Raw genomic sequence first — 12,546 nt, 5'->3', positions numbered from 1 at the left:
CCGTGGCGTGCGGGTGGAGCCGGGGGAGCTGGAGGCGACGCTGCTGGGGTTGAGAGGGGTGAGCGCGGCGGCGGTGGCGGTGGTCGGGACGGCGGAGGGGAATGCGCTTGACGCGTATGTGGTGGGTGAGGTGGAGGCGGCGGAGTTGAGGCGGCAGTTGCGAGCGCGCCTGCCGGGCTATCTGCAGCCGCGGGGCCTGCATCGGCTGGAGGCGTTGCCGCGCACGGCGAACGGCAAGCTGGATCGTCGCAGGCTCAAGCCGGTCGAGGACGGGGGTGTGGAGGCGAAGGGCGGGCCGGCGAGCGTGACCGAGGCGGAGCTGTGCCGGTGCATGGAAGCGGTGCTGGCGTGCGGGCCGGTGGGGGTGGAGGACAGCTTCTTCGATCTTGGCGGGAACTCGTTGTCCGCGGTGCGCTTGACGACGGTGATCCGCGAACGGCTGAAGCTGCAGATCCAGGTGCGCGACGTGTTCATGTTCCCTTCGCCCGCCATGCTGGCCGGGCGCGTGGAGCACGGCGGGGGCCTGCCCGCGGGATCGCTCGTGCCGCTCAACCACGGCGGGCATGACGGCGGTGGTCGAGTTTATTGTGCGCACACGCTGTCCGGCGAGGTCGGCATCTATCGTCCCCTGGCGAGCCGCCTGGACTGTCGGGTTCATGGTTTGCGAGATGAAAGCGGCGCGCTCGAACCGGAACAGGCGGAACTGGAGGCGCGTGGGCAGGCGTTCGCCAGGACCATCCTGAATGAAGGGCGCGGCGATGGCCCGACGGTGATCCTCGGCTGGTCCTTCGGCGCTTGCGTTGCGCTCGAGACCGCGCGGGCGTTGCGTGCGGCCGGGGCGGCGGCGGAACTCGTGCTGATCGAGCCGGCGGAGCTCGATGTCCCGATTTCCGACAATAGAGAGCAGGTCATCCTCGCGCTGTTCATGCAGGAGTGGCGGTCCGCATTCGACCTGGCCGCCGGGCGGGACTTGCCGACCGTGCCGTCCACGCTGGAAGAACTGTATCGTCTGGCGCTCGATCAAGGCGTACTACCCAGGACAATTGAGCTGGCCACGCTGCGCGAGCGCTTCAGTCGGTTCCGCCGCAATCTGAACGCGCTGTGGCACTATCGTCCGTTGGACTATGACGGACCGGGCAGAGTGATTTGGTCGGAGAATGCCGACAATGCGGATCATCGCTCCGTCTGGAAAAAGATCCTGGCTAATGTGAAGCACGACATTGTGCCGGGAACTCATCGGAGCGTAATGAGGAATCCCGGAATAACGCGGATCGATTCATTGGTGAGAAAATGCCTGATTGGTCCAATCGATGATCAATCGTCTTTAAAGACGATTGCCATGGACTTCAACTTACTGAACTGATGGCGATATGACATTATTTATTTTTCTGGCTCTCATGGTGGTGTGTCTTGTTTTGTCTCGATATGTGGCGATTCGAAAACGCTTGAATCCGACATTCTGGACGATTGCCGGCTTCATTCTGGGGCCGCTGGCCTTGATCGCCGTACTGATCGCGCCAAGCAAGGCGTGACGAGCGGGCAACGCGAACGAGCTTGAAACAAGGGAAACATGCGAACCTGGCCAATGTTGTGGCGATTGCGGCTGCGCTTGTTGCGGCATGACCTGGCATCCGACCTCCGTCGCCACCGGGATGTCGTGATCATCCTGTTGTCGCTGCTTCCGTTCGGCGTGGAATTCGTCGGCTGGCCGTTCGCGGCGATCGGTCGCGCGACCGCGCATTCGGTCGCGCAGGCCCTGGCAGGCATGGCGCTCCTGGCGGCCGGGGCCGCTTCATGGGCGCATGCGTTCAGACGATCCCTGGGCGGGGGCGGCTTCTACGGCTATCTGCGGTGCTTGCCGATCCCGCGCGCGGAACTGAGGCGGCTGGACACCCTGGTGTTGCTGATCGCGAACTTCCCGCTGTGCGCGTCGCTCGGTTCGGGGATGGCTCAATCGTCCAGTTGCAGCGCGACGGATCACGGCTGCATGGCGCTGTACGGATTGCGCATCGCGTTTGCGTTCGGCGCGTGCCTGCTCGTTCAAATCGCCACGCTGCGCCGCGCCTGGGAGGGCATCGCGATGGCCGTCGCGGCGTGCGCCTGGCTCTCGATCGCGCTCTGGGTTCAGTCCCGTGCACCGGCCATTGCATTGACGTGCGCAGGCGTCGTTTTTTGTATCGCCGTGCTGTCTGGTCGGCGGCCCTGGCCGCACCGGTCGTCTCGGCCCGCCCGCGGGAGAACGACATGATGCGCTTTCTCGGGCGGACGATCGAGGTGACGGTGCGCTGCGCCGTGCGCGAGCAGGGCGTCTTCCTCATCGCCCGACTGGCCGCCATCGCGACGGCAGCCGCGGCGTTGCCCTGGTTGTTGAGGCACCTGAACAATCCAGCGGACGCCGTGAAACTGCTGGTCGTCGCTCTCGGCCTGGGCGCGTTGGCGCTGTCGGGCCTGCCCGCGCAATTCGCACGCCGGCGCAACGCCCAATCAGCGTGGCTGCGCAGTCTGCCGCGCCGCGCCTGGTGGTGGAGCGTTGCCGATGTCACGGCATTCAATCTGATCGGCATCGCTGTCGTCATACCGTTGTTTGCGGGTGCTTTCTCATTGCATCTTTTTTCCCTCGCCGAATTAATTTCGATAATCGTCTCATACTGGTTGATTTTAATCGCATTCGGAATTATGTTTACCGCTGCTCCCGAAATGTCGTTTGGATGGGCCGTTATCGTTCTGATGGGTTGGTCGATGATGGTGTTATCGCTGATCGGAAGAATCTCCACGTGATATATCAAAACGAATTCGTAAATGATGTTCGCGCGAACGAGCGTGCCGCGGTTCTGGTTCGGGCTGTTGGTGTTTGCAAGTCATTCGGCTCGCGCAGCGTGTTGAACGACTATTCGCTCGAGTTGGGAATCGGCCTGCATGCATTGGTGGGGCCCAACGGCGTCGGTAAATCGACTTTACTGGCGATTCTCGCCGGTGCGCTCGATCCCGATCGGGGAAATGCATTCATCTGCGGCCATCTCCTGAACGACGACGATTTGCAAGGGCGCGCATGCGTGGGCTATATGCCGGACGTCCGCCATATCTATCCGTTCATGACCGGGAGCGACATGCTGGATCTCGTGCGCGCGGCGAAGAACCTTCCACGCACGGCAGGCGGCGATGTGGTCGACGGTTTTTTGTTGAATCCGCACCTGCGCGTGGCGTTCGGCGACATGTCGGAGGGCACCCGGCGCAAGTTCTGCATCGCGGCCGCGTTCATCGGCGACGCGCCGGTCCTGTTCCTCGACGAGCCGACGAATGGCCTCGATTCCCGGTCGCTCGATTTCCTGCGCGCCGAGTTGACTCATCGTTCGGCGGCGGGGTGCGTGCTCGTCGCCACCCACGACACGGACATCGTGGACGCGCCTGGGGTTCGTGTGGTTTCGCTGCAGGCTGCGCAGCGAGACGGCGCGGCTCAAGGCGCGGCAGCGGAAGCAGTGGATCAGTCGATGCGTTGAACCTCGCGGGCAACGCGTCTTACCAGAGCGGGCGGACGGCGCGACGCTGAACGACGGCCCTCGCAAATTTGATATCGAGATTCTGAACGATGGCGTACGCCCGTCGGGGGACGACTCGCGCCTGCGAGTTGCCGGCGAGCGAGCCCATCGGTTGCCCGGCCGGCATCGATAAGGCAGTGAAGGGATGCCCGAAGGACCCGCGTTTCGATCCGAAGAACGCTTGATATGTTTTCTGGCTTATCGCTGACGAATGACGAAAACACAGACGACCCTCTTCTGCCTGCCGTATGCGGGTGGGGACAGCCGAATCTACCGAGACTGGCCAGCTGCGTTCGATCCGCGCGTCATGGTATGCGCGCCGGAATTGCCGGGGCGGGGCAAGCGATGCGGCGCACCAGCCTTTCGGGACATGGCGCGTGCGACGGAATACCTCTACCTGGAACTCGAACGCCTCGCGCCATCCCGGGTATGCCTGTTCGGTCACAGCATGGGCGCCTTGCTCGCTTTCGAGCTGGCGAAAGTGATCGAAGCGCGTCGGCCCGGCATGCTTGCCCACTTGTTCGTTTCGGCGCATCACGCGCCGCGTCTGAAAACGGCGACCCGGCCTGTTCACACGCTCGAAGACGACGCGCTTATCGAGGCACTGCGCGAGCTTGGCGGCACGCCCGACGAAGTGCTCGACAGCGCCGAGCTGATGACCTTCCTCACGCCGACGATACGGGCGGACTTCGAGATGTGTGAAAACTATCGCTATCGCCGCGCGGCGCCGCTGGCGGCCGATATCACCGCGCTCAGCGCTATCGACGACAGGCGTCACAGCGGCGACCGCATGACGGATTGGCGATTCGAAACGACCGGCGCGTTCGAATCCTTCGTACTGCCAGGTTCGCATTTTTTCATTCACAGTGCTCACGCCGAACTGTTGAGCCGCGTGCGCGATACGCTGTCCCGGGTTCTCGCCTGGTCGGACGCGCCCGAGCAACAGCCGATCGCATGATGATGAAAAAAGCGCTCTGGCGGATTGTCCTGGTGTCGGTCGCAGCGATGGGCGTCGCGGTCGCGCTATGGCTGACCGCGGGCCCGCACGATGAAAAGGGGCTCGCGGTGCGTCGGCTGTCGGTCGACCGGGGGCCGGTGGAAGAACAGGTGCGCGTCACCGGCGTCGTGTCCAGCCGCGATGAGGTCGACGTTGCCGCGGAGGTGTCCGGACGCGCGGAAGCGGTGTCCGTGGATGTGGGCAACCAGGTCCAGGCCGGCACGCCGTTGCTGCGGATCGACGCTGCCGAAGCGATCGCCGACCTGCGCGCCCAGGAGGCCGAGCTGCGTCGGGCCGACGCGGAGGTGGCGAGCAAGCAGTCGCGCCTGAGCGATGTGCGGAAGGACTGGCAGGCAGGCGGCGAAGCGCTTCAGAAAGTGCGGGACGCCGAGGCCGATCTGAGCATCGAGGAGGCGCGTCGCGCCAGAACCCGCGCCGACTTGAGTCTCTCGCGCATGCGTGCGCAACGATACGTCCTGAAGGCGCCGCTGGCAGCAACCGTCACGGATCGGTCGATCCATCCCGGTGAATACGTCCAGGCAGGCAAGACCTTGCTGGTGCTCACGCCGACGAAGGGGCTGCAGATCCTGGCTCGGGTCGAGCCGGCCGATGCGCCGCTCATGCGAGCCGACCTGTCGGCATGGGTCTCGGTCGACGCCGAACCGGACGTCATTGCGCATGAGCGCGTGCTGCGCATCGATCCAGCGATCCGCGACAGGAACGGCACCGACTATTTGGGCGTGTGGATCAGCTTGTCCGATCAGCGATTAGCACTGCGCCCCCAGCAGCAGGTCGACATCAGGATCGTCGTGCGCTCGCGCGACGCCGTGGTCCGCGTGCCGGCCGAGGCGCTCGTCACGCGGAACGGCAGGAGCGTGGTCTGGGTCGTTGCCGGCGGCAAGCTGGCGTTGCGGCCGATCAGCACCGGGATCATCGGCGATCGCTATGCAGAGGTACTCGGTGGGCTGCAGCCGGGGCAGTTCGTGGTCGTCGCGAGCGGAACGCCTCTGCGCGAGGGCGCGCCGGTTGCTTCGACGCCCATCGGGGGGAAGCCATGATCCGAATTACCGACGGGCGTAAGACCTATCATCGCGGACAAACGTCGCTCGACGTTCTGAAGGGCATATCGGTCCACATCCCCGAACATGATTATGTCGCGATCATGGGGCCGTCCGGGTCCGGCAAGTCGACGTTGCTGAACGTGCTCGGCTGTCTGGACGTGCTCGACCAAGGCCAATACGAATTGGCCGGACAACGCATCGACAACGTGAGCCTCGGGCAACTGGCCCGGATCCGCAATCGCCGATTCGGGTTCGTGTTCCAGCTCTTCAACCTGATCCCGCGACTGAGCGCACAGCGCAATGTCGAACTGCCGATGATGTATGCGGGGATCGCGCCGGCCGAGCGCGCGCGCCGCGCGCGGGAGGCGCTCGCGAGCGTGGGGCTGCAGGCGCGTTGCGATCATTCTCCCGCCGAACTGTCCGGCGGCCAGCAGCAGCGCGTGGCGATCGCGCGCGCGATCGTCAACGAACCCGACATCATCATCGCCGACGAGCCGACGGGCAGCCTGGATTCGACGTCGGGCCAGGATGTCATGGCGCTGTTCCGCGACATGCATGAGCAGGGCAAGACCATCATCATGGTCACGCACGAACTGGAGATTGCCGCGCATGCGGAGCGCGTGTTGCGGCTGCGCGACGGCGTCATGGTGGAGGACTCCCGCTCGTGAGCATGCGAAGAGTCGACTCGTCGCGCGATGTGTCCGGCGGCTCGCGCGAGAGCGGTCCGGAGCGCGCGGACGCCGGCACGCCTCGCGCGACGCTTGTCCGCGTCGGCGATCTATGGCAGCTCTGGCTGGATGTCGCCAGGCAGGCGCTGCTGAGCCTCGGCGACCGACGGCTGCGCTCGGGGCTGAGCATCCTGGGCATCGCAATCGGCATCGCGGCCGTCATCCTGATCAGCGTGGTCAGCCGGGGAGGACGCGAGGTCGTCGACTCGGAGCTGCAGACATTTGGTCTTCGGTCGGTATGGATCTACCGTGACCGGACCATGACCGATCCGCGCCGTATCGTTCGCGCGGGCACCGGCATCGACAACGACGACTATCAGGCCATCGTTCAGTCAGGATGCTGCGATGCGCTCGCCAGAATCACGCCGGTCGTCTATGCGGGACAGGGACTGTCGAATGTGATCAGATCGGGGCGCCGCTACAGTCAGGTTCGAATCGAAGGGGTCGGCGCGGATTACATGGAGATCAACAACGATTCGATCTCGGTGGGCCGCGGTTTCATACCTGGAGATTTCGAGCGGCGCCGCAAGGTCGTCGTGATCGGTGAACGGGTGCGGGCCGATTTGTTCGGCGACCAGATCGACCCGCTCGGGCAAGAGATCCAACTGGGCGATCTCAAGTTCGAAGTCGTCGGCGTGCTTGCCCGCAAGGACCGGACTTTGTTGTCGAGCATCGGGTCCGCGGGCGGGCAGGACACGAACAGCCGGCTGCTCGTGCCGTACGGGCGCGTGCAGGCGCTCAACGGCGGCACGGCCATCGACATGCTGCAAGGCGCGCTGGCGAGCGACAAGGAGCGGGCAGGCGTCGCGACGTCCCAGGTGACGAGCCTGCTCAAGCGGCGTCACCGCGACGACTACGACTATCACGCCGAGACGATGGAGCAATACATCGGCACCGCAAATGCGATTCTCGGCGGCGTATCCAAGATCGGCATCATCGCGGCATCCGTTTCGTTGCTGGTCGCCGGGTTGGGCATCCTGAACATCATGAGCACGTCGGTGCTCGAGCGGACGCGCGAGATCGGCCTGCGCAAGGCGATCGGCGGCAGCGACGGCGCGATTCTTACCCAGTTTCTCCTGGAAGCAGGCTTCATCAGCCTGCTCGGCGGCGTGGCGGGTGTCACGCTGGGCTTGCTGTCCAGCGTGCTCATCGTGAAGCTGACCGGTTTTCCGCTGGCGCCGTCGATTTCGATGATCGTGCTGGCACTCGTGATTTCCGCGTTTGTCGGTGTCGTGTCGGGTTTCTATCCCGCGTATCGCGCAGCCAAGCTGCGCCCGGTCGAGGCGTTGCGTTATGAGTAGCCGACTGTCCGCGCTCCTCATGTGCGGGTGCGCGATTGCCGCGCCGGCATGGGCCAATTCTGTCGATCAGGCGACGCTCATTCCCCACACGCTCGCGCAGGCGGTCGACATCGCGACCTCGAACAGCCTGGCGATCAAGGTCGCGGACGCGAGCACGCAAGGCGCCTCGGCCCGCGTGCGGCAGGCCCGCTCGAACTTTGGGCCGACGGTGAGCGTGAAGGCCGATCTGCTGCACACGAATAATTTCGATTCGTTCAGCGACACCCAGGCATCGGTGTCGATTCCCTCGATCGGTCTGATGTCTACCGTCGACATCACCCGCTCGGTGCCGAAGTACCAGTTCACGCCGGCGCTGCGTATCGACTACAACCTGTACAACGGCGGCTACGATTCAGCGGCGCTGTCGGAGGCGCATCTGCGCGAGAAGGCGGCCGAGACGGAGCGGGATATTGCATCGCGGGCGGTGGCGCACGACGTTGCGTCGAGCTATCTGCAACTGCGGCGGGACTGCCTGTTGCACGAACTCGCCGCGCAGCGGCTGACATTGTCCGTCACGAAAGCAGGGTATTCCGCCCGGCAATACGCCGGTGGGCGCGTGTCGGATATCGAGAATCAGGCTTCGCAACTGGCGTTGACCGAGAGCGAGCTGGAGGTTCGTTCGAGGTCGATCGACGTCCAGACTTCGTACGCGGCGTTTCTCGCCGATCTTTCCAGGCCGGATGAACCCGGCGGCTCGCCGGAGGTCGCATGCCGTTTCGAGTCGACCCTCGCCGGCGACATGGAGATGCTCGCGCATCTTGCCGCAGGCGATCCGCAAATGGAAAGGCGCGGGTATGAACTGGAGGCGGCCTATGCCCATGTGGACGCCGAGCGGGCCGGCTTCAAGCCCAAGGTCAGCCTGTTTGCCCAGTACACCGGCATCAGTCGCTCGAATACGGACACGAACTTCAGTCACGTCGGCCGTCGCGATTTTATCGTCGGCATTCAGTTTACCTACACCTTGTTCGACAGCTGGTACACCCGCTCCCGGGTCGACGAAAGCCGGGCCGAGGCGCAACGTATCAGCTGGCGCAACCAACAGGTGGCGGAGGATCTGGCCAAGGCGCGGCGAAAGAGCGAGATGCTGGTGCGTGGTGCGGAAACCCAACTGGAACTGTCGAGCAGCCGTCTCAAGCTTTCCAGCGCACGTCGCGCGCTGGCCGCGCAGCGCCTGGCGTCCGGGACTGGCACTTCGATTGCGCTGGATGAGGCGAAATCCGAAGAGCAGATTGCACTCCTGAATGTATCGGTGGCCGAGGTCGATGTGGCAATCAATCGACTTGGCCTGTTGTTTCCGTCACCCTCCAAGAGGTATCCCGATGAAACAAATCCTGCGTAATCCATCGCTTGCGGCGTGTCGGTTGCAGGAAAACCGTCTATCGACGGCGCCGGCCGCTCATCGAGATCTCGAAACGGGGAACGCATGATGATCGCCGCACCGTTGCCGGACCCGGGTATGACAGACGGCGCGCGGGCCGAATCGAAGGCGACCATCATCGATTCCTTGCTGCGGTGGGCCGACACCGATCCGGAGCGCACCGCCTTTCATGTCGTCGACGGCGACAATTGCAGCTCGTTGACCTACGCCGCGCTGCGTCGCCGGGTTGCCCGGCTGGCGCGAACGCTGGCCTTTCAGCCGAATCCGGATGCGCCGGTCCTGCTGATTTTTCCGACGGGCCTCGATTTTATCGTCGCGTTCCTGGCCTGCCTGGCGTCGGGGCGGCCGGCGGTACCCGTCGCGCCGCCCCGCAACGCCCGACAGGCGCGTGCGACCGGCGTCGTGGCCGCGAGCGCGCGACCGACGCTGGCGCTTGCCGATGCGGAGACGATCGCGCGTTGCGAAAACTGGATCACCACCGACCCGGTGCTTGCCGACCTGGAGTGGCTCTCGATCGACGATCTGTCGTCCACGTTCGACGATACGCCGGAACCTCTCGGCATCTCGCCGTTGCCGCGGCTCGCCTATCTGCAGTACACGTCCGGATCGACCGGCAATCCGCAAGGCGTCGAGATTTCTCATGCCAATGTCATGGCCAACGCGGTTGACATCGCGGCCGCATTCGAGCTGGATCCGGCTATGGTCAGCTGCAGTTGGCTGCCGCACTACCACGACATGGGATTGCTGGCGGGCGTGCTGGTGCCGCTGGCTACCGGCATGACCTGCGTGCTGATCTCGCCGATGACGTTCCTGATGCGCCCGCGCAGTTGGTTCGAGGCAATCGATCGGTTCCGCGTCGACGTGAGCGGCGGGCCCAACTTCGCATTGGACCTGTGCGTTTCCCGGATTCCCGAAGCGGCGCGCGCGGGTCTCGATCTTTCGTCGCTGCGGCTCGTATTCTGCGGCGCGGAGCCGGTGCAGGCCGCGACGCTGCAGCGCTTCGCCGATGCGTTCTCGCCCGCCGGCCTGAGCACGGCCGCGCTTTACCCGTGTTACGGACTGGCGGAGGCGACCCTCTGGGTCGCCGGCCGGCGATCCGGATTGGACGGCGTCGCGAGCTTCGAGCGCCGCTTGCTTGACCGTGGCGAGGCGTTGCCGTCGGCGGATGGTCCGGGCGCTCGCCGTCTCGTGAGTTGCGGCGCGTGGCGCGCGCCTACCGAGGTGCGCATCGTGTCCGAAGCAGGCGCGCCGCTGCCCGACGGCCGTCTCGGCGAGATCTGGATCGCCGGGCCGGGGGTGGCCGGCGCTTATTACCGAAACCCGGAGCGGTCGGCCGAGGTATTCGGCTGGTCGACCGACGGCAGCCCCCGGCATTTCATGCGCACCGGCGACATCGGCTTCGTCCATCAAGGGGAATTGTTCATTGCGGGGCGCTTGAAGGACGTGATCGTCGTCGCCGGCCGCAATCTGCATGCCGTCGACGTGGAAGAGGCCGTGCGCCGCGAGGCGCCCGAGTTCGGTGCGACGGCGATCGTCGCGTTCGGGCTGGAGCAGGAGGAGCGCGAGACGCTGCATGTGCTCGTGGAACGTCCTCCGAAGTACGACGGCGATGCGCATCGCGTGTTCGACAAGGTGCGCACCGCGCTGACCGCGGAATTTGACGTCGGTCCACACACGCTCGTGCTGGTCCGGCACGGCAGCCTGCCTCGTACGACGAGCGGTAAGCTGCGTCGTCGCGAGTGCCGGGAGCGGTTCGTTCGCGGCGATTTTCCGCTCGATGCCCAATCGCATGCTTGATTCCAGCCAACCACCGTCAAGTCGAACGACGCAACGTCCCATGACCAGCAAGCTCGAATCGCTTTCCCGGAGGCAGGTTCACTTCCTCTTGTCGCAGCTCGACAACGGCCAGTATCTGAAAGAGGTGTTTCCGTTGACCGAAGGCCAGCGCGGCCTGTGGTACCTCGCTCAGATCCGGCCGGATTCGGCTGCCTACAACCTGCCGCTCGCGTTCGAGTACGACGGCCGGCTCGACCGTTCGCGTTTCGAGGCCGCGCTCGCCGCCGTGCAGGCCGAGTTCGAGGTGCTGCGTTGCGCGATCCGGCGTCTCGACGATCGGCCAGTGCATCTGGTCGAACCGGCGGCGCCGATCGCGGTGCGGGAGGTCGATCTTTCGCACCAGCCGGTGCTCGCCGACGCCGAAGCGGAGGCGAAGGCGTTACTTGCGGACGAGGTGGCGCGGCCGTTCGACCTGAGCGTCGCCCCGCTGCTTCGTTGTCTGATCGTCCGCTGTTCCGGCGACCGTGGCTTTGTGGCGCTCACGTTCCATCATGTCATTGTCGACGGCGGTGCGCTGCTGGTGATCGCGCGGCGGCTCGCCAGGCATTACAACGCTGCGGGGCCGCGCGCCGCGTCGGTCGAGCCGCTCAGTGCGCTGCCGTTCCGCGAGTTCGTACGGGCCGAGTCCGCGTTGCTGGCGTCGCAGCGGGCAGAAGAGCAGGCGTCGCGCTGGCGCGATGTGCTCGCGCACTGGGAGCCGTCAGGAGCGGAAGCGGAGGTTCCGCCTTCGCCGGGCGAGATGGCGTCGGGCTGTTCGCACGCGGCCGCGCTGCGCATCGATCGAGAGGCCGTGCGCCGGTTTGCGGCCGAGCGTGACATGACGCCGTTTCACATCTTCTTCTCCGCGTTCGCGATTTTGCTGCATCGTCTGACCGGGCGTTCCGACTTGCTGATCGGCATTCCGGTCGCCCGCAGGACGGTCGAAAGCTTCCAGGCGACCGTTGGTTTCATGGCCAACCTTGCGCCGATGCGCATGCGCCTGACGGGCGACGACCGTATCGAGGATGTCCTCCGCCGGTCGCGGGATGCATACGTCGCGATTGCCGATGTATCGGAGCTGCCGTTCGAGCGGCTTCGGCCGCTGCTGGCAGCGCATGGATCCACCGAGGTGCCGCTCGAACATGTGTTTGCGTTTCAAACGCTCGATGGCATCGGTGCTTCGCTGGACGGCGTGCACTGGCAGTCGATGGTCTTGCCCCGCGCCGAGTCGAAATACGGTCTGACCTTTGAGCTTTCCCTGTATCCAGGCAAGGTCGGACTCGTGCTGGAGTTCGATCGCGAGCGGTGGTCGTCGACCGCGGTGCAGTCGCTCGTATCCGCCTATGAGACGGTGCTTCATCGCATCCTGGACCATTCCGGCGGTTCGGTCGCCCGGTTTGGGCTGGGCGCGGCGCCTGAGCCGTTGCCCCGCCCGGAGGAACAGAACGGAGCGCACGTCGATCTTCGTACGCTGCCCGAGGTACTGGGCGAGCGCGTCGCGGAAGGCGGAGAGCGTATTGCGGTGGTGGACGAAAGCGGCAGCGTGAGCTACGGGGCGTTGTGGTCGCGCAGCGCTCGCGTGGCGGCAGGCCTGTCGGCGCGGGGCCTGGGGGCGGAGAAGCGCGTGGGCCTGTGCATGGGGCGCGGGGCGGACGTGGTGGTGGGCATGCTGGGGATCTTGCGTGCGTCGT

Annotated in this window: 12 protein-coding genes; all 12 read left to right on the top strand. The window is 65.1% G+C overall.

Translation table 11 applies throughout. From position 1 onward, the window contains the following. A partial coding sequence (locus AC1RQF_RS32420) for an alpha/beta fold hydrolase (protein ID WP_492874171.1) occupies positions 1 to 1,363 on the top strand: 1,363 nt, incomplete at its 5' end. Between the two features lie 7 nt (positions 1,364 to 1,370). Then, positions 1,371 to 1,532 carry a hypothetical protein gene (locus tag AC1RQF_RS32415; protein ID WP_273996205.1) on the top strand — a complete coding sequence of 54 codons (162 nt, stop codon included), beginning with the start codon at positions 1,371 to 1,373 and terminating at the stop codon, positions 1,530 to 1,532. Between the two features lie 65 nt (positions 1,533 to 1,597). Beyond that, positions 1,598 to 2,248, top strand: coding sequence for a hypothetical protein (locus AC1RQF_RS32410; protein WP_492874169.1), 651 nt, complete (start codon positions 1,598 to 1,600; stop codon positions 2,246 to 2,248). Continuing rightward, positions 2,245 to 2,778: a hypothetical protein gene (locus tag AC1RQF_RS32405; protein ID WP_273996203.1), complete on the top strand. Its 534-nt coding sequence runs from the start codon at positions 2,245 to 2,247 to the stop codon at positions 2,776 to 2,778. The genes AC1RQF_RS32410 and AC1RQF_RS32405 overlap by 4 nt, the downstream gene beginning before the upstream one ends. Before the next feature lie 101 nt (positions 2,779 to 2,879). Beyond that, positions 2,880 to 3,497: an ATP-binding cassette domain-containing protein gene (locus AC1RQF_RS32400; protein WP_273996202.1), complete on the top strand. Its 618-nt coding sequence runs from the start codon at positions 2,880 to 2,882 to the stop codon at positions 3,495 to 3,497. A 250-nt stretch (positions 3,498 to 3,747) separates the two neighbouring features. Then, positions 3,748 to 4,494 (top strand): thioesterase II family protein, encoded by a 747-nt coding sequence (locus AC1RQF_RS32395; RefSeq protein WP_273996201.1) that lies wholly within the window; start codon positions 3,748 to 3,750, stop codon positions 4,492 to 4,494. Beyond that, positions 4,491 to 5,591: an efflux RND transporter periplasmic adaptor subunit gene (locus tag AC1RQF_RS32390; RefSeq protein ID WP_273996200.1), complete on the top strand. Its 1,101-nt coding sequence runs from the start codon at positions 4,491 to 4,493 to the stop codon at positions 5,589 to 5,591. Before AC1RQF_RS32395 ends, AC1RQF_RS32390 begins: the two co-directional genes overlap by 4 nt. After that, entirely contained in the window at positions 5,588 to 6,262 is a 675-nt protein-coding gene (locus tag AC1RQF_RS32385) for an ABC transporter ATP-binding protein (protein WP_273996199.1), read from the top strand. The genes AC1RQF_RS32390 and AC1RQF_RS32385 overlap by 4 nt, the downstream gene beginning before the upstream one ends. Positions 6,263 to 6,264: 2 nt before the next feature. Next, positions 6,265 to 7,623, top strand: coding sequence for an ABC transporter permease (locus tag AC1RQF_RS32380; protein ID WP_492874173.1), 1,359 nt, complete (start codon positions 6,265 to 6,267; stop codon positions 7,621 to 7,623). Next, a complete protein-coding gene (locus tag AC1RQF_RS32375) occupies positions 7,616 to 9,001 on the top strand; it encodes a TolC family protein (RefSeq protein ID WP_492874166.1) in 1,386 nt (461 codons plus the stop codon). The genes AC1RQF_RS32380 and AC1RQF_RS32375 overlap by 8 nt, the downstream gene beginning before the upstream one ends. Before the next feature lie 84 nt (positions 9,002 to 9,085). Next, on the top strand, positions 9,086 to 10,837 hold the full coding sequence (locus AC1RQF_RS32370; RefSeq protein ID WP_273996197.1) for a fatty acyl-AMP ligase: 1,752 nt from the start codon (positions 9,086 to 9,088) through the stop codon (positions 10,835 to 10,837). Between the two features lie 40 nt (positions 10,838 to 10,877). After that, on the top strand, positions 10,878 to 12,546 hold a 1,669-nt coding region (locus AC1RQF_RS32365; RefSeq protein WP_492874164.1), incomplete at its 3' end, for a condensation domain-containing protein.

This window comes from Burkholderia sp. GW821-FHT14F03, from assembly GCF_058803765.1.
The sequence above is the reverse complement of the archived record's forward strand: the minus strand, read 5'-3'. Positions and strand labels throughout refer to the sequence as shown.

Excerpts from the sequence above, each read along its gene's own strand:
- AC1RQF_RS32415 (WP_273996205.1), top strand. The coding sequence starts at position 1,371 with ATGACATTATTTATTTTTCTGGCTCTCATGGTGGTGTGTCTTGTTTTG.
- AC1RQF_RS32375 (WP_492874166.1), top strand. The coding sequence starts at position 7,616 with ATGAGTAGCCGACTGTCCGCGCTCCTCATGTGCGGGTGCGCGATTGCC.
- AC1RQF_RS32405 (WP_273996203.1), top strand. The coding sequence starts at position 2,245 with ATGATGCGCTTTCTCGGGCGGACGATCGAGGTGACGGTGCGCTGCGCC.
- AC1RQF_RS32390 (WP_273996200.1), top strand. The coding sequence starts at position 4,491 with ATGATGATGAAAAAAGCGCTCTGGCGGATTGTCCTGGTGTCGGTCGCA.
- AC1RQF_RS32385 (WP_273996199.1), top strand. The coding sequence starts at position 5,588 with ATGATCCGAATTACCGACGGGCGTAAGACCTATCATCGCGGACAAACG.
- AC1RQF_RS32395 (WP_273996201.1), top strand. The coding sequence starts at position 3,748 with ATGACGAAAACACAGACGACCCTCTTCTGCCTGCCGTATGCGGGTGGG.
- AC1RQF_RS32370 (WP_273996197.1), top strand. The coding sequence starts at position 9,086 with ATGATGATCGCCGCACCGTTGCCGGACCCGGGTATGACAGACGGCGCG.
- AC1RQF_RS32380 (WP_492874173.1), top strand. The coding sequence starts at position 6,265 with ATGCGAAGAGTCGACTCGTCGCGCGATGTGTCCGGCGGCTCGCGCGAG.